Source organism: Ochrobactrum sp. AP1BH01-1, from assembly GCF_018066705.1.
Taxonomy (GTDB): Bacteria; Pseudomonadota; Alphaproteobacteria; order Rhizobiales; family Rhizobiaceae; genus Brucella.
The window spans coordinates 618,146-644,863 of the sequence record NZ_JAGPOU010000003.1 but is presented as its reverse complement, the minus strand read 5'-3'; the positions used below and the strand labels follow the sequence as shown (position 1 = coordinate 644,863).

Genomic DNA, 26,718 nt, shown 5'->3' with positions numbered 1-26,718 from the left:
TGCATACATGCCGGATTCCTTTCCGGCACCGTAATCTTTTTGCCGGTTTGCCGGCTCCTCGCTGTTCTGGAGTTTACCCGTGGCCGATATCGCTGATAACGCCGCCCCGCTCACCGATGCTTCAAAATCCGCCGCGCTGGACCGTCACCGTCTTTATGAAGACGCGATGGCAATGCTGATCGGCACATCCTTCATCGCGCTCGGCATTACACTCTATAGCCAGGCCATGCTGATGACCGGCAGCACCGCCGGCATTGCCCTGCTCATCCAATATGCGACGGGCACAGAATTCGGATTGCTCTATTTCGTGATCAATCTGCCGTTCTACTACTTCGCCGTACGGCGGATGGGCTGGGCATTCACAATCAGAACATTCGTAGCAGTGGTTATGATGTCAGGCTTTGCGCGACTGATGCCCTTGAGTATCGATTTTTCAAGCGTTCATCCGCTCTTTGCGGCACTCATGGGCGGCACCTTGATGGGCATGGGCGTGCTGGCACTCTTCCGGCATCGCTCCGGTGTCGGCGGCGTCAACATTCTGGCGCTCTATCTACAGGACACTTATGGGGTCAGAGCGGGCTGGTTCCAGCTTGGGCTTGATGGCGTGATCATGCTTGCGTCGCTGTTTTTTATTCCATGGGAAAACATGGTGCTTTCCCTGATCGGCGCGATTGCAATGAATCTCATCATCGCGATCAATCACAAGCCGGGTCGATATCTCGGTATAAGCTGATAAAATAGAAAGCCGCCCGAAAGGCGGCTTTCTTCATACATGAGGAGCTCATCAGTGGGTGGTCATCCACTCGCGCGCGCCACGCAGGGCCGCAGCCAGTTCGCCCTTGCTCATCGTGGCAGCCACCTGATTGCGCATGCGGGCAGCCTTTTCGCTACCGCGGATCGCGGCAATGTTGAGCCATTTGTGGGCTTCCACCACGTCGATCTCGCAATCGCGGCCGATAGCGTATTTCATGCCCATTTCCAGAAGAATGCGATCCTGTGCGATAGCGTTGTTCTTATTCGTAAAGCTCTGAAACTGTGCCATTTTCATTTGTCCCTGTTAAATCCCGAGAACCGTCCGGTCTTTGTTTTCAAAGCCTGATTTCATTGCTTTGAAACTGCCGTCTCTGTCGTTCCGTTCATGCTCTCAAAGCTACGGGAAAGGGTTGAAATGCGCGTTAAACCAGATGCTTAACGAGCAACCAACAAAATCCGAACAAGGGGTAAACTTGGGATTTTGTTAAACATGCAAGTGCCGCCGATTGCTGGATTTTTGCAAAAATTCGATTCAAATCCGCATGATCGAACGAAACCAGTTGCTAACTATAGACAACATTCCAATGCAGCCATGCATATAGAAAGCAGACTGTTTCAGGGGTGGTTTGCAGGCGCAACTATCCTCTTCCGCTTGGTCAAAAACTGTATTACGTTTACGTTTGCGTAAGTTTGACAGGCGGTCGAGGAGGCTTCTGTTTCAAACTTCAGAACGCATCACAGCGGTTTCATCGCTGCGACCGGCAAAGCCGGGACCAGTGGCGATTTGGGAGGAACGAATGATCCGCACACTTATTCTTGGAATGACGCTTGCAGCCACCTTTGCCGCTCCTGCCCTTGCCGAGGAAGGAATTGTCGGCACATGGAAGCGCCCGAATGGTACGATCATCAGTTACGCGGCCTGCGGCGCCAACAAGTTTTGCGGCACGGTGCAGACCGGAGAATACAAGGGAAAGTCGATCGGCACGATGTCGGGCACTGGCGGCAACTACAAGGGTGAAGTCAACAAGCTCGACGAAGGGAAGACCTACACCGGCAAGGCCAGCGTCAAGGGAAACACGCTCTCGCTTTCAGGCTGCGTCATGGGCGGCTTGATCTGCAAGAGCGAGAGCCTGACGCGCCAGTAATATCGACGGCAGGGGAATCGAAAAGGGCGGCCCGAGGCCGCCCTTTCTTATATTCGTCCGCTCAGCGTGCTTTCTGGCCGAAGAGAATTTTCTGGGCTTCCTTGTCTGTTGCCAGATTGGATTTCTCCCGCTCCTCTTTTCCGAGCAGCAGGCCGCGCTGCACTGCCGGGCGAGCGTTCATCGTCGCATGCCAGCGCTTCAGGTTCGGGAAATCATCAAGGTTCTGGTCATAGTTCTTATAAGCGTTGATCCAGCCGATCGAAGCCATATCGGCGATTGAATATTCGCCCGCGATATATTCCTTGCCTTCCAGCTGCCTGTTCAAAACGCCGTAGAGACGGTTAACCTCGTTGGTATAGCGGTCGATGCCGTACTGGACTTTTTCGGGAGCATACATACGGAAATGTCCGGCCTGCCCCGACATCGGGCCGAGACCGCCCATCTGCCACATCAACCACTCATCGACGGCCACGCGCTTGCGCTCGTCGGTCGGATAGAACTTGCCGAATTTGCGCCCGAGATATTGCAGGATTGCGCCAGACTCGAAAACTGAAATCGGTTCGCCGCCCGGACCTTCCGGGTCGATGATGGCGGGCATGCGATTGTTCGGCGCGATCTTCAAAAAATCGGGCTGAAACTGATCACCCTTGCCGATATTGATATATTTAACCTCGTAGGGAACGCCCAGTTCTTCCAGCATGATACTGATCTTGAAGCCGTTCGGCGTCGGCCAATAGTACAATTCGATGGGCTTGATCTGTTGGGCCATGGGCTCTCTCCCGCTGATCCTGACGTTGCGCGGGACACGGTCCCGCATTCCAATGATGGGAAACATAAGACCGTTTCGGGCAGGCACAAGAGCCGCGCGCTGCAATAAACGAAACATCAATATTTTTGAACGCCGCATGAACGACGCCCTCAGGGATGGTTCAGGCGCCATGGCTAAATTGAACAGGGAGAACGGAAATCAGAACGGCTCTGGGGGTTAACCAGTATGCTTCGGCGTTTCACAATTGTCTGTCTGATGATCGCTGGCTTTGCCGCTGTCGCAAGCATTTTCGTCGACCAGAGATATAATGTCTACCGGGACCAGCCGGTGATCGGACCTCTTGCCGCATTTCAGAAGCCTGCCGGAGAGCGGCCATGAGAAGAACCCAAGCCATCGCCGCAATCGCGTTTCGCGTTTTCCTCTTCACAGCCATTTTCACCGGCCCGGCAGCCACCTTCGCCTATACGCAGATAGGCCAGCATTCCCAGATGAGCGGCGCCGGCCTCGTCCTTTATGTGAGCCTGCAGCGCGCCGCATAAACTGGGTCATGCAACGGTCATCGGTTTTGTTATACTAGTGTCCTGATTCTGAAATTTGCATCGGGGCGATATCAAGCGAGATGCAAATTTCAGAATCAAAAGGGCACTAGCAGCTTGTTTTCCTAGTGTCGTTTCGGTCTCGAAGTTCGCTTAAGACTACGATATCGAAACATAGGCGAACTTCGAGATCACGACACTAGGCCATGACACAGCGCATCGAACATCCATTTCTGACCGAGATCAAAACGCCTCCGACGGTTGACCCGGAGATTTTCACCGATGCCGGTGCGGCGGTTGCCGCCCTGCAAAAACTCTATGATCGCAATACAGCCTTCTTGCGCGATGCGTTCGAGAAGGTTGCGCGCGGTCAGGTCCCGCCGCAGCGCTACCGTGCTTATTATCCGGAAATCTGCCTGTCCACATCCAGCTTTGCGCATGTGGACTCGCGCCTGGCCTATGGCCACGTCTCGACGCCCGGCGATTATTCCGCGAACATCACGCGGCCTGATCTGTTCGATCATTATCTGAACGAGCAGATTCGCCTTCTGATGCGCAATCACGGTGTGACGGTGACGGTGAAGGAATCCTCGACGCCGATCCCCATCCATTTTGCTTTCAAGGAAGGCACCTATGTCGAAGCCTCCGTCGCCAGCGCCTTCACGCATCCGCTGCGCGATCTGTTCGACGTGCCGGATCTGGCTGCAACGGACGACAAGATCGTCAATGCCGATTTCGAGCCCGCGCCCGGCGAACCGATGCCGCTTGCGCCCTTCACGGCCCAGCGCGTCGATTATTCGTTGCATCGGCTGGCGCATTACACGGCGACAAGTCCCGCCCATTTCCAAAATTTCGTGCTGTTCACCAACTACCAGTTCTATATGGACGAGTTCTGCGCCTATGCCCGCGAATTGATGGCGGCGGGCGGCGGCGGATATGAACGGTTCGTGGAGCCGGGCAACATCGTTACCCTGGCGGGGGAAACCGCGCCAAGCAACGGCAATCAGTTGCAGCGCCTGCCTCAGATGCCAGCCTATCACCTGCAGCGGTCGGACCATTCGGGCATCACCATGGTCAATATCGGCGTTGGCCCGTCCAATGCCAAAACCATTACCGATCATATTGCGGTGCTTCGCCCTCACGCCTGGCTGATGCTCGGTCACTGCGCGGGCCTGCGCAACAGCCAGCAGCTTGGCGACTACGTTCTGGCACACGCCTATATGCGTGAAGACCATGTTCTGGACGATGATCTGCCGGTCTGGGTGCCACTGCCGGCGCTCGCGGAAATTCAGGTCGCGCTGGAAGAGGCCGTTGAGGAAATCACCGGTCTGCAAGGCTACGATCTCAAACAGATCATGCGCACCGGCACGGTCGCGACCATCGATAATCGCAACTGGGAACTGCGCGACCAGCGCGGTCCGGTGCAGCGGCTCTCGCAGGCGCGCGCCGTCGCGCTGGATATGGAATCCGCCACGATTGCCGCCAATGGTTTTCGTTTCCGTGTGCCTTACGGCACACTGCTCTGTGTTTCCGACAAGCCGCTGCATGGCGAATTGAAACTGCCCGGAATGGCGACCGAGTTCTATAAGCGGCAGGTGGCGCAGCATCTGCGCATCGGTATTCGCGCGATGGAAAAGATCGCCGCCATGCCGGATGAGCGGCTGCATTCCCGCAAGCTTCGCAGCTTCTACGAGACGGCTTTCCAGTAAGGTAAGGGAGTAAGGGAGTAAGGGAGTAAGGGAGTAAGGGAGTAAGGGAGTAAGGGAGTAAGGGAAGAGGATCATTTATTTCTGGGCATGACAAATATTTTGCTTGCCCAACCCCCATCCGCTTCGCACCCTATTCTCCTATTCTCCTATTCTCCTATTCTCCTATTCTCCTATTCCCCTTACTGCCTTCACCTTCATCATCGCGCCGCAATCAACACGTATGGGCAATTTCATGTCGAAAAGCCGTGAAAACCTTTCATTCCTGTTGCTTCTGGCCGCTATCGCTGTGTCGGTCCCGCTCGTGCTTGGATTTCTAGGCCCAGTGCATCCGGCCCTTGATTCCTTTTCGCATTTTCGAGCTCATCTGTCCGTCCTGCTGGCGGTGCTGACCCTTCCGTTGTTTTTCACCAAAATGCGGCGCGAAGCGGCGATGCTTCTGCTTTTTGCCGTCATGTCTCTCAGCACGACTATCGGTGCCGCGCGCGATTTCCTGAGCGGATCAACCGGCGCACAGGCGGATGAACCGGCTGGAGCACGCTACAGCATCGTTCAGATCAATCTGCGCGAAGACAATCCTGAGCCGAAACGGGTTCTTCAAATGATTGCGCGGGAGAAGCCCGACGTAATCACCTACGAGGAAGCGAGCGAACAATGGACCAAGTGGCTTACCATTCTCCAGAGCTCCTACCCCTATCATTTAAATTGTGCAGATGATCCCGACACCTGGGGCGTGGGAATCCTGTCGAAGCGGCCTTTCAGCGAAGATGCACAGACGGCCTGTGTCGGTGACGGCTTGCTGGCAATTGCCCCTATCAATTTTGGCGGAACGACCGTGCACGTCGCGGCGCTGCACTTTTCATGGCCTTGGCCGCGCTGGCAGCCGCATCAACTCCGCTATATCGAACCGGAACTGCAGAAGCTGGGTGGCCCTCTGGTCATCGCCGGGGATTTCAACGCCGCCCCGTGGAGCAATGCGGTTCGTCGTGTCGAACACGCGTCCGGCACCCGCCATCTGACGGGTATCGGCGGCACGTGGATGACACATCTGCTGCCCGTTACGCTGGCGCCTTATCTGGGCCTGCCTATTGACCAGATACTGGTAAGCCCCGAAATCGGAGGGGCGAAAGTTTCGGCGCGTGAAGATGCTGGCTCCGATCATCTGCCGGTGCGGCTTGATTTTTCCGTTCCGCCGCCCGTTCGACCTGATGAGGAAGAACCGGAAACGCAGTCTGTGATGCTGCAATAAAAAAGGCGGTCCCGGACCGCCTTTTTCTTTTACATGTTTACGTAAACAGGCCCTTCGCCGCCTTGTGGCGGAACCCAGTTGATGTTCTGGTTCGGGTCCTTGATGTCGCACGTCTTGCAGTGCACGCAGTTCTGCGCGTTGATGACGAACCGCACGTCCTTTGCCTGCGGATCGGCAGCAGCGTTGCCGTCGGCATCCACCCACTCATAAACGCCCGCGGGGCAGTAACGTGTCGACGGACCGGCGAAAACATCGTGTTCAGAAGCTTTCTGCAGTTCCATGTCGCGGACCTGAAGATGCACCGGCTCATTCTCGTCATGGTTGGTGTTCGACAGAAACACCGACGACAGACGATCGAACGTCAGAACGCCATCGGGCTTCGGATAATCGATCTTTGCATGTTTCGCAGCAGGCTCAAGCGATTGTGCATCGGTCTTGCCGTGCTTCAGCGTTCCAAAGATGGAGAAGCCGAATAGCTGGTTGGTCCACATATCGAGCCCGCCCAGCGCCACACCGGCAATCGTGCCGAACTTCGACCACAGTGGCTTGATGTTGCGCACCCGCTTCAGATCCTTGCCGATCAGGCTTGAACGCCAGCTGTTTTCGATCTCGACCGGCTCGTCATTGGCACGTCCCGCAGCAATCGCCTCGGCGATCTTGTCAGCGGCCAGGATGCCCGACAGAACCGCGTTGTGGCTGCCCTTGATGCGCGGCACGTTGACCAGACCAGCGGAGCAGCCGATGAGCGCTCCACCCGAGAACGAAAGCTTTGGCACCGACTGGAAGCCGCCTTCGGTAATCGCACGTGCACCGTAGGAAAGGCGCTTGCCGCCCTCGAACACCTCGCGAATGGCCGGATGTGTCTTGAAGCGCTGGAATTCCTCAAATGGCGACAGATACGGGTTCTTGTAGTTGAGATGCAGCACGAAGCCGACCGCAACCATATTGTCTTCCAGATGATAAAGGAACGAGCCGCCGCCGGTCTTCATGTCGAGCGGCCAGCCGAAAGAGTGTTGGACCAGACCGGGCTTGTGCTTGGAAGGATCAACCTGCCACAGTTCCTTGAGCCCGATACCGTATTTGGCCGGTTCGCGGCCTTCATCGAGCTTGAACTTCGAGATCAACTGCTTGGCAAGCGAACCGCGCGCGCCTTCACCGACCAGCGTATATTTGCCGAGCAGCGCCATGCCGCGCGTGTAGTTCGGCCCATGCGTTCCGTCGCGCTCAACGCCCATATCGCCCGTGGCGACGCCGATGACCGCGCCGTCGTCATTATAGAGCACTTCAGTTGCCGCAAAGCCCGGGTAGATTTCCACGCCGAGTTCTTCGGCCTTGGTGCCGAGCCAGCGGCAGACATTGCCGAGCGACACGATATAATTGCCGTGATTGTTCATCAAAGGCGGCATGGCGAAATTCGGCAGGCGCACCGAGCCCGCTGGCCCCAGCACGAGGAAATGATCGGCTGTCACCGGCGTCTTGAAGGGGTGCCCCTCCTCCTCGCGCCAACCTGGCAGAAGCTGGTCGATGCCCACCGGATCGACGACAGCGCCGGAAAGAATATGCGCGCCGACTTCCCCGCCCTTTTCGAGAACGACGACCGAAAGCTCAGGATTCGCCTGTTTCAAACGGATTGCCGCAGCAAGGCCCGCAGGGCCTGCGCCGACGATCACAACGTCGAATTCCATGCTTTCGCGTTCGGGAAGCTCCTGATTTGCATATTCTGGGGCTTCAGACATTCATCCCTCCGTCCGGTGTAATATCGTCTTCTCACTATGATAGCCCAGACGACACATCCAATTGTTTTTGTGCATGATCTAATCGCGAATATCCATGAACAAACTGCCCGTCAGCACTGGCGCCCGCGAAAAGACCCTGCCGTTTCCCCGTATTCCGCCTTACCCTGTCGCAGAGTTGAAGACTGTCGCAAATGCGTCCAATTGTCCAAAATGGGCGTCTTACGTCCTCAATCATATTTACCTTAACGTAAACGTCAAATCTATTTCATTCAATAAACTGCGATGAGAATTTGTCCGGGACTGTAGAGGAAGCATAACTTCATGTCATATTGAGGGTGCTCAGGCCCGCGCATGAAACAGGGTACGAACTGGAACTAATGGGCCAAACACCCCCAAAATCTGAACAGACCTATTGCATTCACCTGCAAAATTCGCCACCTCAGAGGTGAGGTATATTAATGGCTGATAATCGCGAAACGCTGGATATTGAAGGTTTGCTCCGCTTCTATGCGGAAGCGGGCGTTGACATGCCGCTTTCCGAAACGCCGATAGACCGGTTTGCAGAACCGCAGCGCCCTGCCCCTTCGCAACCAACGGCGCAAATGTCGAATTCGCCGGAGCGCGCCCGGCAGCAGCAACCACGTCCGGCCCCGACACCTGCCCCCACCAGCAGGCCTATTCAAGCCGCAGCCGACCTTCCCGACACGGCGCAGATTGCGCTCGCACGCGAGGCGGCGGCACAGGCTTCGACGCTGGAGGAATTGCGGGAGAAGCTCGCTGCATTCGACGGCTGCAATCTTAAATTCACGGCGAAGAATCTTTGTTTCGCTGATGGCGATCCCTCATCCGACATCATGTTCATCGGTGAAGCGCCCGGACGGGACGAGGACATGGAAGGGTTGCCGTTTGTCGGAAAATCCGGCCAGCTTCTCAACCGCATGATCGAGTCCATCGGCCTGAAGCGAGAAAGCGTTTATATCGCCAACACGATCCCTTGGCGTCCGCCGGGCAACCGCACTCCGACGCCGCTTGAGACGGAACTTTGCCGGCCTTTTATCGAAAGGCAGATCGAGCTTGCCGCGCCGAAAGTGCTCGTCGCGCTCGGCGGTCCGGCAGGTAAAGCGCTGACCGGCGCGACGGAAGGCATCCTGCGACTGCGCGGTAACTGGAAAATTCATCAAACGCCGTCCGGCCTCGAAATCCCCGTCATGCCGACACTGCATCCGGCCTATCTTCTGCGCACTCCGGCGCAGAAGCGTTTCGCCTGGCGCGATTTTTTGGCTGTGAAGCTGAAATTAGCCGAATTGACTAGTTGATATCCAGACAACTCAGTGGCATCGGCAGGCGGCGCAGGCTGCATTGTCACCAACATGCCGCAAACTTGTTCTATTTCGCCGCTTGCCAAACCGCCTCGCGGCGACATGTACCCTAAATTCTGGTTGATAGAGCGCGATGCGCTCTATCTGTTTGTTTTTACGCATTATCCGACGCAAAACCGCTTCGCACTTTTGCTGGAAATGCTGTAGTGGAGTTTTTCATGGCCGGCCAGCTCCTGCCGATAGCCGCTTTGCTTGCAAGCACTTTTCTCATGCTGCTTGCAGGTGGCCTTGCGGGCATTCTCCTGCCTCTGCGTGGCGGTATGGAAGGCTGGTCGACCACAACCATCGGCTGGATGGGCACCAGTTACTCCTTCGCCTTCACGATCGGCTGCATTGTGGTGCCGCATCTGGTGCGGCGTGTGGGCCATGTGCGCGTCTTCTCTGCATTGCTGACGCTGCTTTCGATGGCGCTTCTCTTGCACGCGCTGCTCGTCAATCCGGTTGCGTGGATGATCTTCCGTGGCGTCGCGGGCTTCTCGCTCGCCGGCAGCTACATGATCATCGAAAGCTGGCTGAACGAGCGCGTGACGAATGAATCGCGCGGCCGCATCTTCTCGATCTATATGATCATCACGATGCTCGGTCTGCTGTGCGGGCAGTATATACTGCCGTTCGGCGATGCGGGAACGCAGACGCTCTTCATCATCTGCGCCATCATCTATGCCAGCGCGCTGCTTCCGACAGCCCTTTCAAGCGCGCAATCGCCCAATCCGCTGACGCAGGTTTCACTGGACCTCAAAGGGCTTTACCGGCGGTCGCCGGCTGCGGCAGTGGGATCGCTGATCGCCGGTGTCGTTGCTGGCACATGGAATTTCCTCGCCGCCATTTACGGTGAGATGAACGGCCTTTCGACCTTCGGCATCGCGACCATGCTTGCCTGCGCGATGATCGGCGGTGCAATCTTCCAATATCCGCTTGGCCGGGGATCAGATTTTGTGGACCGTCGCTATGTGATGGTGATAGCCGGAATCATCGGCTTTGCCCTGTCGATGGTGATGGTGCTGTTCCATCCCACCTCGCCCTCAGCACTTTACATCATGATGTTTCTGTTCGGCTCGGTGATTTACCCGATCTACAGCCTTAACGTCGCCCATGCCAACGACTATGCGGATGCCAGCGAGTTCGTGAAGGTTTCCGGTGGATTGCTCATCATCTATGGTGTCGGCAGTGTCATCGGCCCCGCGCTTTCCGGCCCATTGATGGATCTGATCGGTGCTTCGGGCTTCTTTGTGACCATGGCTATCGCTTACGGCCTCTACGGCCTGCATGCCTTCTGGCGCATTCGTCGCTTTGAGCGTCCGGCCATCAGCGACCAGAAGACCGAGTACAAGTTCCATACGCCGGACGGCCAGTCCACGCCGGAGACCATGCAACTCGATCCTCGCGCAGAAGGCCCACCTGGCCAGAGTTGATTACTGCGTCTGCGGCGCGTTTACCTTGTGCGGTGCGATGGCAAGCTTGTGCTCGCGATAGATGATAAAACCGCCTGCCGCCATGACGACGGCGCTTCCGATAAGCATTTCGAAAGTAGGAATATCGCCGAACAGCAGAAAGCCGATGGCAAGCCCTAGCAGCATCGAGGTGTATTCAAAGGGAGCGATCGTCGACATGGGCGCATGGCGATAGCATTCGGTCAGAAGGATCTGGCCGACACCACCGGCGAAACCTGCGCCTACCAGCATGGCAATCTGCGGCCAGTCCGGCACAATCCAGCCGAACGGAAAGCTGGCCAAGGAGATAACGCTCGCGGATATGGAAAAGTAGATCACGATGGTCGATGTGCGTTCCGTCTGCACGAGACGGCGCACAAGCATCATGGCAACTGCCGACATAATGGCCGCACCGAGAGCTGCAAGAGCGCCTGTGGCCTCTTCATGCCCCATGCCGCCGCCTGAAAACACGGTGAGCCTTGGCCAGATGATGACCATTACCCCGCCAAGGCCGATGAGAACCGCGCTCCAGCGGTAAAACCGCACGACTTCATGCAGAATGACCGCGCCAAGAATGACGGTAATCAGCGGCGAAGCATAATTGATTGCGATTGCTTCGGGCAGCGGCAGCTTGGTGAGAGCGAAAAAGCTCATCGACATGGAACAGACGCCCACGAGCCCGCGCCAGAAATGGCTGAACCCGTTCCGGGTTCGAAACACGCCAGAAAGCTGCCCACGCCAAGCGAGGTAAAGCAATATCGCGAATATTGCGAAAAATGACCGGAAGAAGATCAGCTGTCCGACCGGCACCCCGTCAGCCGCCTTCAGAAGGGTGGACATTGCGACAAAAACGGCAACAGAAGCGATTTTAAGACCAATGCCGAGCATCGGATTCGATTCAAGGTGGGCAGCCTCGACAGGCGCGCTCATGTGAGCGTTCACGACGCAATTCCTTAAAAACATACTGCGCAGGTTCGCCCAAAGTATTCGGACGCCTGTTTTTCTTATTCCTGTTTGTCACGCAGCACCAGTAGCCCAAAGGTCAACTTGAAAATTATTTGGCGAGGAACACCGGCAAGCCACAAAAGGCCGGTTGGTTGTTCTGGAAATGAGTTTCCCTTGGCAACAATTCCGGTTACGAATCCCGCATGATGAGTTCAACGTGAGTTCAGGGAGAAAGTTTCGCTATGCGTACTGAAACCGGCCAGACATTCCGTCTCGAAGATTACCGTCCGACCCCTTACGCCATACCCGAGACGAAACTGGACTTCTCACTGGAGCCGGAAAAAACCCTTATCCGTGCGACGCTGACGATTGAGCGCCGTGACGACACTCCGGCGGATACGCCGTTGGTTCTCGATGGCGACGAACTGAAACTCGTCAGCATCGCCATTGACGGCAAGCCGCTGGCCGACAACAGCTATGCCGCAACGCCCGACCAGCTTGAAATCAGCGACCTGCCGGAAGGAAAGCGCTTCACGCTTGAAATCGTGACGGAAATCAATCCGACGACAAATCGCCAGCTGTCGGGCCTTTATCGCTCAAGCAACGTCTACTGCACGCAGTGCGAGGCCGAGGGCTTCCGCCGCATCACCTATTATTATGACCGCCCGGATGTTCTGTCGGTCTATACGGTTCGGATTGATGCCGACAGGCAAGCTGCCCCCATTCTTCTGTCCAACGGCAACCCCGTCGACAGCGGACCGGTCGAAGGCAAGCCGGACCGGCATTTCGCTATCTGGCACGATCCGCATCCAAAACCGTCCTATCTCTTTGCGCTCGTTGCCGGGTCGCTCGGCGTCGTGAAGGATCACTTCACCACGCAGTCAGGAAAACCGGTCGATCTGGCGATCTATGTCGAACATGGCAAGGAAAGCCGTGCAGTCTATGCGATGGATGCATTGAAACGCTCCATGCGCTGGGATGAGGAGAAGTTCGGTCGCGAATATGATCTCGACGTCTTCAATATCGTTGCCGTGTCTGATTTCAACATGGGCGCGATGGAGAACAAGGGACTTAACGTCTTCAACGACAAATATGTGCTGGCCGATCCCGAGACCGCAACCGATGTCGACTATGCGGGCATCGAGGCGGTGATCGCGCACGAATATTTCCATAACTGGACCGGCAATCGCATCACCTGCCGTGACTGGTTCCAGCTCTGCCTCAAGGAAGGTCTGACGGTCTATCGCGATCACGAATTTTCCGCCGATGAGCGTTCGCGCCCGGTCAAGCGCATCGCGGAAGTAAAGATTTTGAAAGCGCAGCAATTCCCCGAAGATGCGGGCCCGCTCGCCCATCCGGTGCGCCCCCGCGAGTATCGCGAAATCAACAATTTCTATACGGCGACCGTCTACGAGAAAGGCTCGGAAGTCGTACGCATGATCCGCACGATCATCGGCCCTGATCTGTTCCGCAAGGGGATGGACCTCTATTTCGAGCGCCATGACGGAGACGCCGCAACCATCGAAGATTTCGTCAAGGTTTTTGCCGATATTTCCGGCCAAGACTTTTCGCAATTCGCACTCTGGTACGATCAGGCGGGAACGCCGAAGGTAGAAGCCGCTTTCACCTACGATGCGGCCAGTGAGAGCTATACGATAGAATTCTCGCAGTCGCTTGGAGCGACGCCAGGGCAATCGGTCAAAAAACCGATGCATATCCCGATTGCCTTCGGTCTTATCGGGCCTGACGGCAAGGATATGGCTCCAGCCTCTGTCGAAGGCGGAGATGTGCGCGGCGATGTCATCCATCTGCACCATTCATCTGAAACGATCGTCTTTCATGGCATCAAGGAACGCCCTGTGCCGTCGCTGCTGCGCGGCTTCTCGGCTCCCGTCAATCTGACGGCGCCTCTATCGGACGATGATCGCGCATTCCTTGCCCTGAACGACAGCGACCCGGTGGCGCGTTGGCAGGCGTTGAACGGAATTTTCAGCCAGGTCCTGCTCGAAGGCGCCAAGCGCATTCGCGGCGGTCATGCCCCGGCATTTGACGACAAAATCATCGAACTCGCCGGAAACGTCGCTTCCGATGAAACACTTGATCCGGCTTTCCGCGCGCTCTGCCTCACGCTGCCGAGCGAAAGCGACATCGCCCGCGAAATGGGCAGCAATGTCGACCCGGATGCGATTCTCGCCAGCCGAAACCATTTCGTCGATGCCATCGCCGCCCGCTATGCTGGCGACTTCGCAAAGCTCTATGATGCCCTGAAGCAGGATGGTGCTTTCTCGCCGGATGCAGCGGCAGCCGGCAAACGTGCCTTGCGGAACGTGCTGCTCGATTATCTGTGCCGCCACGAGAAAAGCCAGCAACGCGCCGCCCACCAGTTCGCCAATGCGGACAACATGACGGATCGCTTCGCGGCATTGGCTGTGCTGGTGCACCGGTTTGGTGACACGAACGAGGCGAAGGATGCCCTGGCAAGTTTCGAACGCCAGTTCGGCAAGGATGGTCTTGTGATGGACAAGTGGTTCAGCGTGCAGGCGAGCCGTCCCGGCGAGGAAGCCCTGCAGGCCGTGCACGATCTTACGAAACACGCCCTCTTCTCGCTCGACAACCCGAACCGCGTTCGTTCCTTGATCGGTTCGTTCTCCGCATCCAACCCGACCGGCTTCAACCGCAAGGACGGTGCGGCTTACGAGTTCTTCGCGGAAACGATCCTGTCCATCGACCCCGAAAACCCGCAACTGGCGGCGCGGCTTCTGACTGCGCTGCGTTCGTGGCGCTCGCTTGAAGATGCCCGCCGCGAACATGCACGGGCAGCGCTGGCACGCATTTCAGGCGCGGGCAAACTGTCGACGGATCTGCGCGATATCGTGGACCGCACTCTCGCCTGATTCGCGATCTATCCTGATTGCCGTAATGAGTCGCCCGTTCCGGTTGTTCCATCGACAATCTGAACGGGCTTTTTCAGGTCGGCGGGCGCCGAGGCGGGGACAGCCAGCTTTCATGAGTCTTTTCATAACTTTAGCCGAATCACCTGCTATACAGATTCCACTTAAGCGCTTGAGATTCATGTATAAACTGGCTGATGAAACTCCCGATTTTTACGCCTCGTTAACGAATTCGCTGGACAGCGCGAATCACTTTTGATTCATTGACGTTATTCGGAGGTGGCGTATTCCGAATCACTTCACTCGCAGGGAATTCACGAGGGACCATTATATGGCGAGCACCGACGCGTATGGCGCGCCGGCGGGGACGCATTGCGAATCCGGTCGGAAAAGAAGAAAGGGCAAGCTTTCGGGCCATGTCAGTCTTCTTGCCGGCCCGGCCTATGGCAAATTCGTCTCGATCGAGCCTGTCCTGCGACGCCTCGTTCCGGCACTCATTATCATTTTCCTGATTATTCTCGGCGTTGCGCGCGTGTTTTCGATGCTGGCATGGCGTGAGGATATCGAGCAGCAGCACAAGGCATTCCTGTCAGCAGCGACCGTCAATCTTGCGCAAATGATCGAGCGTGTCGCCAATGGGACCGACGCCGGAGCACAATTATCCGCGAAGGACATGCAGGACACGATGGCGGAGTTTCGCTCTCGCGGATTGTCATCCTCGGGCATGACGCTTGCCGTTATTGATGCGCAATCGTCCGTGGTGGCGGCATCCGGTCCGGTATCCGATATTTCCGGCAAACCGCTCGATACGATCCTCTCGGATGCGCAGCCGCTGTTCCTGTTTGCGGAGCGTGCAGGCGTGCTGAAAGTCGCTCTGCAGGATGAGCCCGCTTTCGGCGCCCTGTCGAAGCCGATGACCCTTCCCTATTCCATTATCGCCGTGGAACCGGAAAGCACGATCTTTGCGGAATGGCGCCGGGCTGTTTCACTCAATGTGACGCTTTTTGCCGGTACGACCGGCGTGATGTTCGCCATCCTTTACGCCTATTTCAGCCAGGCGGCGAGAGCCCGCGAGGCGGACGATCTTTCCGGACAGATTCAGCGGCGTATTGATCTGGCGTTGGGGCGCGGGCGCTGCGGCCTGTGGGATTGGGACATGGCGCGCGGGCGCATCTACTGGTCGCGTTCCATGTACGAAATGCTGGGTTATGAAGCGCAGGACGCGGTACTGCCGTTCGGCGATGTGGCCGCGATCATCAACACGGAAGACGGCGATCTCTATTCCATCGCAGAACAGGCGGCGGCAGGTGATATTTCGCACGTCGACCGTGTCTTCCGCATGCGCCATGCCGATGGTTCGTGGGTGTGGATGCGTGTCCGCGCAGAAATTGCCAGCGAGGGCGATCTTCATCTCGTCGGCATTGCTTTCGACGTCAGCGAACAGCACCGTTTTGCGCAGCAGACGGCGGAAGCCGATATGCGCATTCGCGAAGCCATCGAGAATATTTCGGAAGCCTTCATTCTGTGGGATTCCAACAATCGCCTCGTCATGGCGAATTCCAAGTTCAGCGAGTATGCTGGCCTTCCGGTCTGGACTTTGAAACCCGGCGTGCCGCGCAATGAAGTCGACGCCCATACGCGCCCCTTCACTTTTGAGCGCCGTATGGCCAATGAGCATAACCGCGCCGGTGGCCAGACCTTCGAGCGGCAGTTGAGCGACGGGCGCTGGCTTCAGGTCAATGAGCGCCGCACGCAGGATGGCGGTCTTGTCTCCATCGGTACGGACATTACCCAGCTCAAGCTGCATCAGGAACGTCTTGTCGACAGCGAACGCCGCCTGATGGCGACCATTCATGACCTGTCGATTGCGCGCAAGGGCGAGCGGGATCGCGTGCGCGAGCTATCCGAGCTTGCGCGCAAATACGGTCAGGAAAAGGAACGCGCCGAGGCGGCGAACCGCGCCAAGTCCGAATTTCTCGCCAATATGTCCCATGAGCTACGCACGCCGCTCAATGCGATCATCGGTTTCTCGGAAATGATACAGGCGGGGACGTTCGGTCCGCTCGGCTCTGATCGCTATGAAGAATATATCAACGACATTCATACGAGCGGTAACTTCCTTCTCAACGTCATCAACGATATTCTCGACATGTCGAAGATCGAAGCCGGACATTTCTCGCTGGACCGTGAGGAAATCGATCTCTGCCCGCTCATCAACGAAACGGTGCGCATGATCTCGCTGCAGGCGGATGAGAAAAATATTGCAGTCAATACGCGCATCGAAGAGGCAATGCAGCTTTATGCCGACCGCCGCGCCATCAAGCAAGTGCTGATCAATCTTCTCTCCAATGCGGTGAAATTCACGTCCTACGGCGGACAGATCACCGTGCGGGCGCGCAAAACTGGATCAGCCCTTTTCATGACCATTCAGGATACCGGCGTCGGCATTCCGAAATCGGCGATCAAGAAGATCGGCCAGCCCTTCGAACAGGTGGAAAACCAGTTCACCAAGACCCATACCGGCTCCGGCCTCGGGCTTGCCATCACCCGCTCGCTGGCTGAGCTTCACGGCGGCTGGCTTCGCATTCGCTCGACCGAAGGCGTCGGTACGGTGGTGTCAGTCTGCATTCCCGACCGCAAGCGCGGTCAGGCCGGAAATGGTGCAGAAACCCACGCGGCTTGATTAATTACGCGCCCAGCAGCCTCTCAAAACTCGACCGCACGTCGATGGCCACTTCCGCCAGATGATGCTCCACGCGTTTGATATCCGGCATGTCCGCTGCACGGCATAGCAAGTCAATCATGCCGGGTATGAACTCTTCACGTTTGGCATCGCTTCCAAGGCACAGCCGGATCGTCTGGCTCAAATTGGTATAGAGGCGGTGCGCACTCACGAGATTGTCGGCGAGCGCCGGATCGGCAAAGGACGGGTCGAGCGCTGAAAGGATTTCTTCGGTTCCCAAAGGCCGCGGTTTACGGTCGACCTTGTTTGCCAGCACGGCAAATTGCGCAATGAATTCCAGATCGACAATGCCACCGGGTTTGAGCTTGAAATCCCAATCGTCAGCAGGCGGCTTTTCCTGATAGATGAGGTCGCGCATCTCGCGCACATCCTTGGCGATCTTCTTCACATCGCGCGGCGCGGAAAGCACTTCGTCGATCTCGCTTCTGATGTGATCCATGAAGGTCTCATCGCCATGGATCGGGCGCGCGCGGGTCAGGGCCATGTGTTCCCATGTCCAGGCTTCGCTGCGCTGATATTTGCCGAAGGATTCGATATGGGTCGCAACCGGCCCCTTGTTGCCGGAAGGACGCAGCCGCATGTCGACTTCATAAAGCACACCTTCCGCCGTCGGCGCGGAAAGAGCCGCGATGAGCCGCTGCGTCAGCCGGATATAATATTGCGACGGTGCCAGCGGCTTTTCGCCGTCGGATTCATCCGTTTCCTCGTCATGTTCGTAAAGCAGGATAAGATCGACATCGGAACCAGCGGTGAGTTCGCGACTGCCGAGCTTGCCCATGGCCAGAAGAGCGACCTTGGCACCCTTAACTCTGCCGTGGCGCCGCTCCAGTTCTGCCTCCACGACCTCGAAAGCCTTGCCGATCATGAGTTCGGCCAGATCGGAAAAAGCGCGGCCAGCCCGCACGCCATCAATGGCGCTTGTCAGCAAACGGATACCGATCAGGAAACGATGCTCGGCAGCGAATATGCGCAACCGGTCCAGCACTTCCTCATAATCGGTCGCGGGCCCCAGAAAGACGCGCAGCCGCTCTTCCAGATAGGCGCGCGTCGGCATTTCGGAGAAAATCGCCGGATCAAGTAAACCGTCGAATACATGCGGGTTGCGGGTGATGATTTCAGCAAGCCGGGGCGCAGCGCTCATGATCATCACGAGCAGGTTCAGGAGACGCGGATTGGATTGCAGCAGGCTGAAAAGCTGGATGCCCGCAGGCAGTCCTTTCAGAAAACCGTCAAAACGCAAGAGCGCCTCGTCCGCACGCTTGGTTTCGGCAAAAGCCTTGAGCAGAGCGGGCGTCAGTTCGGTCAGGCGCTCGCGCGCTTCCGCCGATTGCGTGGCGCGATACCGCCCGAAGTGCCATGTGCGGATCACCCGGCATATATCGCTCGGACGCTCATAGCCCATGGCGGCGAGCGTTTCCAGCGTATCCGGATCGTCCACATCGCCGGTAAAGACCAGATTGCCCGATGCGCTTCCAAGCTCGGGAGCCTGCTCGAACAGGGCCGCATAATGTTTTTCCACGACCTTCAGCGCGTCGAGAAAGGCAGCGGAAAAAGCCGCTGTATCGGCATACCCCATCATATGGGCAACACGGGCAAAGCCTTCATCGTCCTCCGGCAAGATATGTGTCTGTTCGTCGGCGATCATCTGGATGCGATGCTCTACATCGCGCAGGAAATAATATTCCTTCGCCAAGGCATCGCGGGCCTTCTCGGTGATCCAGCCCCGTTCTGCCAGTCGCGCAAGCATCGGCACCGTCTGGTTGCCGCGCAATTCTGGAAAGCGCCCGCCAGCGATCAGCTGTTGCGTCTGGACAAAAAATTCGATTTCGCGGATGCCGCCACGCCCCAGTTTTACGTTATGGCCGCGCACGGCAATATCGCCGTGACCCTTATGGGCGTGAATCTGCCGCTTGATCGAGTGCACATCGGCAATGGCCGCATAGTCGAGATATTTGCGCCAGACATAGGGCGACAATTCCGCCAGCACCTGCTTGCCGGACTCGCGGTCGCCCGCGACAGGGCGCGCCTTGATCATGGCTGCGCGTTCCCAGTTCTGGCCGCGTCCTTCGTAATAATGAAGGGCAGCACCAACCGGAATGGCCAGCGGTGTCGAGCCCGGGTCCGGGCGCAGGCGAAGATCGACGCGGAAGACATAGCCGTCGCCGGTACGGTCCTGCAAAATGCGGACAAGGCGGCGCGTCAACCGTGAAAAGGTTTCGACGCATTCATAAGGATCGCCAATGGCCGGTCTGGTTTCATCAATGAAAACTATGAGATCGATATCGGATGAGTAATTGAGTTCGCGCGCGCCGAACTTGCCCATGCCGAGAACGATCCAGCCGCTGTCCTTGTCTGGATGGTTGCGGTCGGGAAGTTCGATCTTGCCCGCACGATCCGCGTCAAGCAGGAGAAACCGGACAGCAGTACCCGTGCAGGCCTCGGCCAGATCGGTGAGCCAGCCTGTCGTTGCTTGCGTATCGAAAATCCCGGCGAGATCGCAAAGGGCGATCAGGACATGCGCCTCGCGTTTAAAAACGCGCAGGCTGGTCATAAGCGAGGCTTCCGTCACGTGTTCGCTTGCGGCACTGGCCGAGATTTCGGCCAGAATATCCTCCAACGCCACCTCCGGCGGTTTGGCGGCGATGCGATCAAGAATACGCGGATGGCGTGTCAAGGCTTCGCGAATGAATGGAGAAAGATCGAGAACGGCAGAGAAGAAGCGCGCGGTTCCTGCCTTCTTCAACAGGGCAACAACGCCTGTCAGCTCCTCTTCCCCGGCGCGTGCCGCAAGATCGGCCAGGAAAGTCTCCGCCCTTGCCGGATCAAGCGGCGTCAAAGCACGAATCTCTCTCTCGAAGAATAGTGCCTTTGCGTTTTCTGCCGCCATGATTCCCTCTTATGTCACGCCATTACAGCAGGCCGCTAAGATGCTAACGCTATCCAAGCCCTGCAAATGCTCAATCGCCGCACGGGCTTATACCCAAGTCTCGATGAGTCAAACTCAACGAGACTTGGTATTATTCGACCTTGTCCGATCGCAACGGGAACTCCAGGACAGCGCGCAGGCCGGGATTATTGCCTTCAAGACGAAGTGCGCCACCGTGCAATTTCATCACCGCCTTGGCAAGACTTAAACCGAGTCCAGAGCCGGGCTGTGTGCGGCTTTCCTCAAGGCGAACAAAGCGTTCCGTCGCCTGTTCGCGTTTTTCCTCAGGAATGCCGGGGCCGTTATCGGCAACGATAATTCGGACCCAGTTCGGGTCTCGCTCCATCGAAAGACTGACGGTCGCGGTCCGTCCATCACCGCCCGCATATTTGATTGCGTTGTCGACGAGATTGGAGATCGTCTGCCCGACCAGCTCGCGATTGATATGGAGCGCAACTTCGTCCAGATCGCCAAGTGTGAGATTCACACACGCATCTTCGGCAACGGGCTCATACATTTCGGCCACGTCCCGAAGAATAGGCGCTACCGGCATGTTTTCCAGACTCTCCGATGAATAGCCTGCTTCGAGACGCGAAATCATCAGGATCGCGTTGAAGGTTCGGATCAGTTGATCCGACTCGCCAATGATATCTTCAAGCGCCTCGCGGTATTCGGGTCCGGCCTTCTTGCCGGAAAGAGCTTCTTCCGCGCGGTTGCGCAGCCGTGTCAACGGTGTCTTGAGATCATGCGCGATATTGTCGGAGACCTGTTTCAGCCCCTCGTTCAACTCCAGAATTCTGCCAAGCATGACGTTGAGATTGCCCGACAGGCGGTCAAATTCATCGCCCGAGCCGTTGACGGGAAGCCTGCCTGTCAGATCCCCATCCATGATGCGCTGCGAAGCCTTCGATACTTCATCTATGCGCTTCAAGGCACGGCGTCCGACAAAAAACCAGATCAGGACCGCTCCAAGACCCATGATGCCGAGAGCCAGCATCAGCGACCGGCGAACGACATCACGGAACCGCTCGGGTTCACCCAGATCACGACCGACAAGAAGCCGCATGCCGTTCGGCAATGCGATCACGACGGCAATGGCGCGATGTTCCGTCTCTGTGCCCTGCTCGCCATAACGGCGATATCTGAAACCGCGCTCGATGATGCCGTCCGTATCCAGAACACCCGGTTCCACGCTTTCCACGTTGCCCGCAAGGATGCGACCTGTCGGGTCGGCGACCAGATAGAGATAGGCGCCGGGCTGGCGCGAACGATAGTCGATGGTGCGCACAAGCTGCGGAATGCCGCCGCGCGCATAGCTTTTGCCGATGCTGGCGATTTCCTCGCCCAGCGACTGCTGGGTCTGCGCGGCCAGCATGGAGGCGGACAGATTGGTCATGTAGAAGACCAGCGCCACCGCGCCAACGATGAACAGCAGCAGGTAAAGCGTCGACAGTCGAACAGCGGTTGTGCGCATGAGCGCTGAAAAGCGGCTCATCACTCCACCTTGGCGGCTGTGGATTGCTTGGCCCGCCCTGCCTTCAGCATGTAACCGGCGCCGCGCACCGTATGGAGCAGCGGGCCGTCAAAGCCCTTTTCGATCTTCGAACGCAGGCGCGAAATATGCACGTCGATCACATTGGTCTGCGGATCAAAATGATAATCCCAGACGTTTTCAAGCAGCATGGTGCGCGTGACGACCTGTCCGGCATGGCGCATCAGGTATTCGAGAAGACGGAACTCACGGGGCTGGAGCGTGATATCCACGTCCTGACGGCGCGCGGTGTGCGCCAGCCGGTCGAGCTCCAGGTCGCCGACGCGGTAGATCGTATCCGCCTCACGGGGGCTGGAACGACGCTGCAGCACCTCGACGCGGGCCAGCAGCTCGGAAAATGCATAAGGTTTGGTCAGATAGTCGTCGCCACCAGCACGCAAGCCGGTAACGCGGTCATCCACTTCGCCGAGCGCCGAGAGAATCAAAACCGGCGTTTCCATGCCCTTGGCACGCAAACCGGCCACCACGGACAAGCCGTCCCGTTTCGGCAACATGCGGTCGACAACCAGAACGTCGTAGCTTCCATTCTCGGCCAGCGCATAGCCGGTTTCGCCGTCACCGGCGATATCGGCTGAATGTCCGGCCTCGGTGAAGGCCTTCTCCAGATAGCGGGCCGCTTCGCGGTCATCTTCAATAACGAGAATCTTCATGGCGCTACTATAATAGTGTTTGAGGACAAGGCGATGCCAGGCGGTGCACCGCCTGGCATCGAATTTCTCAGAGCCTTGAGCAGCCGATCATCATCCCTGATCGATCGGCAGGGCCACGAAGCGGCTCTGGTCGTTGCTCTGCAATTGCAGCAGCACTGCCTTGCGACCCGTCTTTTCGGCTTCGCTGATGGCGTTGTTGATGTCCTTGGCGCTCTTCACCGTCTGGTTGTTGACACTGACGATGATGTCGCCAGAACGGATACCGCGGTCGGAGGCATCGCTGTCGGGATCGACATCGGTTACCACCACGCCGTTACCGTCTTCAGATGGCGTCACGGTCAGGCCATAGGAGTCGAGGGTCTCGCTCTGGCCGCCGCCGCCGTTATCGTCCGAAGGGCTGGTCGCCTTGCCGAGATCGCCCGGCATCGCTTCGATGGTGACATTGATTTCCTCGGCCTTGTTCTTGCGCCAGACGGTGAGTGCCGCCTTTTCACCGGGAGCAACGCCAGCGACCTTGCGCGCCAGATCACGCGTATCCTGCACGGTTTCGCCATTGACTGCCGTGATCACGTCGCCGGACTGGATGCCAGCCTTGGCAGCAGGGCCATCCTTCTGCGGCGAAGCGACGAGTGCGCCCTTCTCTTCGGCAAGGCCGAGCGAAGCGGCGATATCCTTCGTCACCGGCTGTATCTGGACGCCGATCCAGCCACGTTCCACCGAGCCCTTCTTGATGAGCTGGTCAACAACCTGCTTTGCGGTCGAGGCCGGAATTGCAAACGCAATGCCCACGCTGCCGCCCGAAGGCGAGAAGATGGCGGTGTTGATGCCGATGACCTGACCCGACAGGTTGAAGGCCGGACCACCGGAGTTGCCCTTGTTCACGGCTGCGTCGATCTGGATGAAGTCATCGTACGGACCGGCGCCGATATCGCGGCCACGAGCCGACACGATGCCGGAAGTCACCGTGCCGCCAAGACCGAACGGATTACCCACAGCCACCACCCAGTCACCGACGCGAATCTTGTTATCGTCGCCGAATGCGACATAGGTGAACTTCTTCTTCGGATCGTTGACCTTGAGTACAGCCAGATCGGTGCGCGGATCGGTGCCGATCAGCTTCGCATCGAGCTCGGTGCCATCGTCCATCACGACGCTGTAAGCATCGCCGTCGGAAACGACGTGATTGTTGGTTACGACATAGCCGTCTTCAGAAATGAAGAAACCTGACCCCTGGGCAACCGGGCGTTCGTGACCCGGACGGGGACCGCGCTTGCCGCGGCGATCCGGGCGCGCGTCGGGACGTGCATCGCCGCGCGGCTCCATGCCAAAATCGCGGAAGAAGCGCTTGAGTGGATGATCGTCCGGAAGCTGATCGAAACCGGGAGGACCGAAGAACTGGCCGCCACCACGGTCGGCGGTTTGCTGCACGTCCTTCTTGACACGGACGCTGACGACAGCCGGACGAACCTTTTCAACGAGATCGGCAAAACCCGCAGCCTGCGGTGGCGGCGTTACCTGCACGGCATCTGCACGGGCGTCATTGAGCGCGCCGATGGGACCGGTCGCGACAAATCCACCGGCGAGAACGGCCGACAATGCAATCGCGGCAACGCCCTTGCGGTAGTTGGAAATCCTGGCTCTGGACATCTATTTCTCCTTACGAGCAGTAATCCGGCCGCGGCCCTGATCATTCAGGAAACGTGGACCTGTGAAACCTTTATAGAGCGTAAGATAGTGAGGGCTACCTTACCGCTCCGTTTCCACCACATGAAAGTTTCGTAAGGTTACGAATAACAAGCGCAGGCGACCAGTGCCTATTTGCCGTCCAGCAGGCGCGAAAGTTCAGCCTTTTCGCTTTCCGTAAGCGGCTTTGGCGCCTCCCCGACCCGCTTGCGGCCGCGAAAGGCAAAAACCAGCGCTACAGCACCGATCAGCAATATGGCGACAGGAAATCCCCACAGCACAACGGTACGCGCACTAAGACGCGGCTTCAAAAGCACGAACTCTCCGTAACGGTCGACGATAAAGTCCATCACCTGTTCGTCACTATCGCCTTCCTTCAGCCGGTCCCGGACAAGAATACGCAGATCGCGGGCGAGCTCGGCATTGGAATCGTCAATGGATTCGTTCTGGCACACCATGCAGCGCAATTCGCCGGAGATGGCACGGGCGCGCTTTTCAAGCACCGGATCGGACAGGACTTCATCCGGATTGACCGCGAGCGCCGCAGTCCCCTGAAAAGCCAGAGCGGTGCCAAGCAGAAGTGCTGCAAATGCCGACCGCTTTTTCATGCTGCGGCCTCCGCTTCTGGTCGAGCCGATTTGCGGCTGCGCGATGGCGCGCCGACCCGGAGACGACGATCCGCCAGGGAGAACAGCGCACCCGCCATCATGACAAGCGCGCCATACCAGATGAGCGTCACATCCGGCTTCCACCATATGCGCACCACGACCGAACCATCGCCCGGTTCATCGCCAAGCGCAACATAGACCTGGCTGAACCACAGTGTCTTGATGCCCGATTCAGTCGTGGGCATCTGGCGCGCCGGGAAGAAACGCTTGGACGGTTCGATCTGTCCAAGGCTGCGCGAGCTGGAATCGAGCAGCGTGAACGTGCCGCGATTTTCGGTGAAATTGGAGCCAGTCAGCGGGCGCAGGCCTTCAAAGCGCAGCGTATAATCCTGCACCTTGGCTGTGTCACCCGGACGCATGATCAGCACATTCTCCGTACCAAACGTCGTCACGCTCACAATGCCGAGCAGTGTCACGCCAAGTCCGATATGGGCAAGTGCCGTGCCGAAGACTGAGCGCGGCAAACCCTTGAAGCGCGCCAACGCCTTGCTTGCGGAGACCTTGCCGATACCAGCCTTGAGAACGAGATCCGTCAGGCTGCCGAAAATCAGCCATGCCGCAAGCCCGATGCCGCAGGCGGCGAGAACCGATTTCGCCGATGTGCTCCACAGGACGATTGCCGCGGCCACAAGGGAGAGAGCGAAAGCCGCCATCAGACGCTGTGACACGCCGTAAAGATCGCCGCGCTTCCAGGCGAGCAGCGGGCCGAAGGGAACCGCAAAAAGAAGCGGGATCATCAGCGGGCCGAACGTCATGTTGAAGAACGGCGCGCCAACGGAAATCTTGTCGCCGGTCATCACTTCCAGCAGCAGCGGGTAAAGCGTGCCGATCAGCACGGTCGCAGCCGCAGTCGTCAGGAACAGATTGTTGAAGACGAGCGCGCCTTCACGCGAAATCGGATGGAAGATGCCGCCTGCCGTCAGGCTCTGCACCCGGAGCGCGAAGAGTGACAGCGACCCGCCAATGAAGATCGCAAGAATTGCCAGAATGAAGAGGCCGCGTCCCGGATCGGTGGCGAAGCTGTGAACCGAGGTCAGAACGCCGGAGCGGACGAGGAAGGTGCCAAGCAACGACAGCGAAAAGGTGAGGATCGCAAGCAATACGGTCCAGATTTTCAGCGCCGAGCGCTTTTCCATCACGAGGGCGGAATGGAGCAGCGCGGTGCCGACCAGCCACGGCATGAAGGATGCGTTTTCAACCGGGTCCCAGAACCACCAGCCGCCCCAGCCAAGCTCGTAATAGGCCCAGTAGGAGCCCATGGCGATGCCGCCGGTCAGGAACATCCATGCGACAAGCGCCCACGGACGCACCCAGCGCGCCCATGCAGCATCGAGACGCCCTTCGATCAACGCCGCCACTGCAAAGGAGAAGCAGACCGAAAAACCGACATAGCCGAGATAAAGCAGGGGCGGGTGGATCGCGAGACCGATATCCTGAAGGATCGGATTGAGGTCGCCGCCCTCCATCGGGGCCGGAAAAATGCGGGTGAACGGATTCGAGGTGAAGATAATGAATGCCAGAAAGGCAACACCGATCCACCCCTGCACCGCAAGCACATTGGCGCGCAACGTTTCCGGCAGATTGCCGGAAAAGACCGCCACCAGTGCGCTGAAGAAGGTGAGAATGAACACCCAAAGCAGCATGGAGCCTTCGTGATTGCCCCAGACGCCGGTGATCTTGTAGAGGAGCGGCTTTTGCGAGTGCGAGTTTTCGACCACATTCAGGACCGAGAAATCCGACACCACATAGGCATGGACAAGCACCGCCGATGCAAGGCAGATCAGCGCGAAGACCGCAATTGCCGTCGGCACGGCGACTGCCATCAGCTGTGTATCACGGCGATGCGCGCCGACCACCGGCACGATCGATTGGACAATCGACAGTGCCAGTGCCAGAACCAGAGCAAAATGGCCGATCTCGACGCTCATTTGCAGTCTCCATCAGGCACGTAACCGGA

21 protein-coding genes are annotated in these 26,718 nt (G+C 57.8%); 11 read left to right on the top strand and 10 right to left on the bottom strand.

From position 1 onward, the window contains the following. Positions 1–79 precede the first annotated feature (79 nt). Positions 80–733: a YitT family protein gene (locus J9800_RS13715; protein ID WP_112590610.1), complete on the top strand. Its 654-nt coding sequence runs from the start codon at positions 80–82 to the stop codon at positions 731–733. A gap of 51 nt (positions 734–784) precedes the next feature. Here the strand turns inward: J9800_RS13715 and J9800_RS13710 are convergent, their stop codons facing one another. Continuing rightward, the gene (locus tag J9800_RS13710; RefSeq protein ID WP_112590612.1) at positions 785–1,042 is read right to left on the bottom strand and encodes a sel1 repeat family protein; all 258 of its coding nucleotides are present in this window, start codon (positions 1,040–1,042) and stop codon (positions 785–787) included. Positions 1,043–1,550: 508 nt separating this feature from the next. Here J9800_RS13710 and J9800_RS13705 point away from each other — a divergent pair. Continuing rightward, the gene (locus tag J9800_RS13705; RefSeq protein WP_112590613.1) at positions 1,551–1,898 is read left to right on the top strand and encodes a DUF2147 domain-containing protein; all 348 of its coding nucleotides are present in this window, start codon (positions 1,551–1,553) and stop codon (positions 1,896–1,898) included. A gap of 61 nt (positions 1,899–1,959) precedes the next feature. On the opposite strand, the gene J9800_RS13700 is transcribed toward J9800_RS13705, so the two are convergent. Beyond that, positions 1,960–2,667, bottom strand: a complete 708-nt coding sequence (locus J9800_RS13700) for a glutathione binding-like protein (protein ID WP_112590615.1) — start codon at positions 2,665–2,667, stop codon at positions 1,960–1,962. Positions 2,668–2,892: 225 nt separating this feature from the next. On the opposite strand from J9800_RS13700, the gene J9800_RS13695 reads away from it, so the two are divergent. The 4 genes from J9800_RS13695 to J9800_RS13680 all read left to right on the top strand — a co-directional run bounded on the left by J9800_RS13695 (position 2,893) and on the right by J9800_RS13680 (position 6,158). Continuing rightward, complete coding sequence (locus J9800_RS13695) at positions 2,893–3,045, top strand: hypothetical protein (protein ID WP_210845853.1); 153 nt, start codon at positions 2,893–2,895, stop codon at positions 3,043–3,045. Continuing rightward, positions 3,042–3,206: a hypothetical protein gene (locus J9800_RS13690; RefSeq protein WP_205315854.1), complete on the top strand. Its 165-nt coding sequence runs from the start codon at positions 3,042–3,044 to the stop codon at positions 3,204–3,206. The genes J9800_RS13695 and J9800_RS13690 overlap by 4 nt, the downstream gene beginning before the upstream one ends. Before the next feature lie 203 nt (positions 3,207–3,409). Continuing rightward, a complete protein-coding gene (locus tag J9800_RS13685; RefSeq protein WP_112590616.1) occupies positions 3,410–4,912 on the top strand; it encodes an AMP nucleosidase in 1,503 nt (500 codons plus the stop codon). Positions 4,913–5,144: 232 nt separating this feature from the next. Further along, the gene (locus J9800_RS13680) at positions 5,145–6,158 is read left to right on the top strand and encodes an endonuclease/exonuclease/phosphatase family protein (RefSeq protein WP_210845852.1); all 1,014 of its coding nucleotides are present in this window, start codon (positions 5,145–5,147) and stop codon (positions 6,156–6,158) included. Positions 6,159–6,187: 29 nt separating this feature from the next. On the opposite strand, the gene J9800_RS13675 is transcribed toward J9800_RS13680, so the two are convergent. Next, a complete protein-coding gene (locus J9800_RS13675) occupies positions 6,188–7,894 on the bottom strand; it encodes an electron transfer flavoprotein-ubiquinone oxidoreductase (protein ID WP_210845851.1) in 1,707 nt (568 codons plus the stop codon). Positions 7,895–8,352: 458 nt separating this feature from the next. On the opposite strand from J9800_RS13675, the gene J9800_RS13670 reads away from it, so the two are divergent. Genes J9800_RS13670 through J9800_RS13660 form a run of 3 tightly spaced genes read left to right on the top strand, consistent with a single transcriptional unit; the run spans position 8,353 to position 10,685 of the window. After that, on the top strand, positions 8,353–9,210 hold the full coding sequence (locus J9800_RS13670; RefSeq protein ID WP_112590621.1) for a uracil-DNA glycosylase: 858 nt from the start codon (positions 8,353–8,355) through the stop codon (positions 9,208–9,210). 15 nt (positions 9,211–9,225) lie between these two features. After that, positions 9,226–9,420: a hypothetical protein gene (locus tag J9800_RS13665; protein WP_112590622.1), complete on the top strand. Its 195-nt coding sequence runs from the start codon at positions 9,226–9,228 to the stop codon at positions 9,418–9,420. Positions 9,421–9,431: 11 nt separating this feature from the next. After that, the gene (locus tag J9800_RS13660; protein WP_112590756.1) at positions 9,432–10,685 is read left to right on the top strand and encodes an MFS transporter; all 1,254 of its coding nucleotides are present in this window, start codon (positions 9,432–9,434) and stop codon (positions 10,683–10,685) included. Here the strand turns inward: J9800_RS13660 and J9800_RS13655 are convergent, their stop codons facing one another. Next, on the bottom strand, positions 10,686–11,645 hold the full coding sequence (locus tag J9800_RS13655) for a DMT family transporter (RefSeq protein ID WP_112590624.1): 960 nt from the start codon (positions 11,643–11,645) through the stop codon (positions 10,686–10,688). It abuts the gene before it with no gap. A gap of 245 nt (positions 11,646–11,890) precedes the next feature. Between J9800_RS13655 and pepN the strand changes: the two genes are divergently transcribed. Both pepN and J9800_RS13645 read left to right on the top strand, forming a co-directional pair. After that, positions 11,891–14,542, top strand: coding sequence for an aminopeptidase N (gene pepN, locus J9800_RS13650; RefSeq protein ID WP_112590625.1), 2,652 nt, complete (start codon positions 11,891–11,893; stop codon positions 14,540–14,542). 328 nt (positions 14,543–14,870) lie between these two features. Continuing rightward, complete coding sequence (locus J9800_RS13645; RefSeq protein ID WP_112590627.1) at positions 14,871–17,222, top strand: PAS domain-containing sensor histidine kinase; 2,352 nt, start codon at positions 14,871–14,873, stop codon at positions 17,220–17,222. A gap of 4 nt (positions 17,223–17,226) precedes the next feature. Here the strand turns inward: J9800_RS13645 and J9800_RS13640 are convergent, their stop codons facing one another. From J9800_RS13640 to J9800_RS13615, 6 genes are all read right to left on the bottom strand, one after another. Next, positions 17,227–20,169 carry a bifunctional [glutamine synthetase] adenylyltransferase/[glutamine synthetase]-adenylyl-L-tyrosine phosphorylase gene (locus tag J9800_RS13640; protein WP_210845850.1) on the bottom strand — a complete coding sequence of 981 codons (2,943 nt, stop codon included), beginning with the start codon at positions 20,167–20,169 and terminating at the stop codon, positions 17,227–17,229. A 130-nt stretch (positions 20,170–20,299) separates the two neighbouring features. Then, a complete protein-coding gene (locus J9800_RS13635; RefSeq protein ID WP_210845849.1) occupies positions 20,300–21,706 on the bottom strand; it encodes a sensor histidine kinase in 1,407 nt (468 codons plus the stop codon). Continuing rightward, positions 21,703–22,410, bottom strand: a complete 708-nt coding sequence (locus J9800_RS13630) for a response regulator transcription factor (protein ID WP_121983061.1) — start codon at positions 22,408–22,410, stop codon at positions 21,703–21,705. The genes J9800_RS13635 and J9800_RS13630 overlap by 4 nt, the downstream gene beginning before the upstream one ends. A gap of 90 nt (positions 22,411–22,500) precedes the next feature. Further along, positions 22,501–24,057, bottom strand: coding sequence for a Do family serine endopeptidase (locus J9800_RS13625; protein WP_121983062.1), 1,557 nt, complete (start codon positions 24,055–24,057; stop codon positions 22,501–22,503). 167 nt (positions 24,058–24,224) lie between these two features. Next, positions 24,225–24,701 (bottom strand): cytochrome c-type biogenesis protein, encoded by a 477-nt coding sequence (locus J9800_RS13620; RefSeq protein WP_121983063.1) that lies wholly within the window; start codon positions 24,699–24,701, stop codon positions 24,225–24,227. Continuing rightward, the gene (locus tag J9800_RS13615; RefSeq protein WP_121983064.1) at positions 24,698–26,689 is read right to left on the bottom strand and encodes a heme lyase CcmF/NrfE family subunit; all 1,992 of its coding nucleotides are present in this window, start codon (positions 26,687–26,689) and stop codon (positions 24,698–24,700) included. Before J9800_RS13615 ends, J9800_RS13620 begins: the two co-directional genes overlap by 4 nt. Positions 26,690–26,718: the final 29 nt, after the last annotated feature.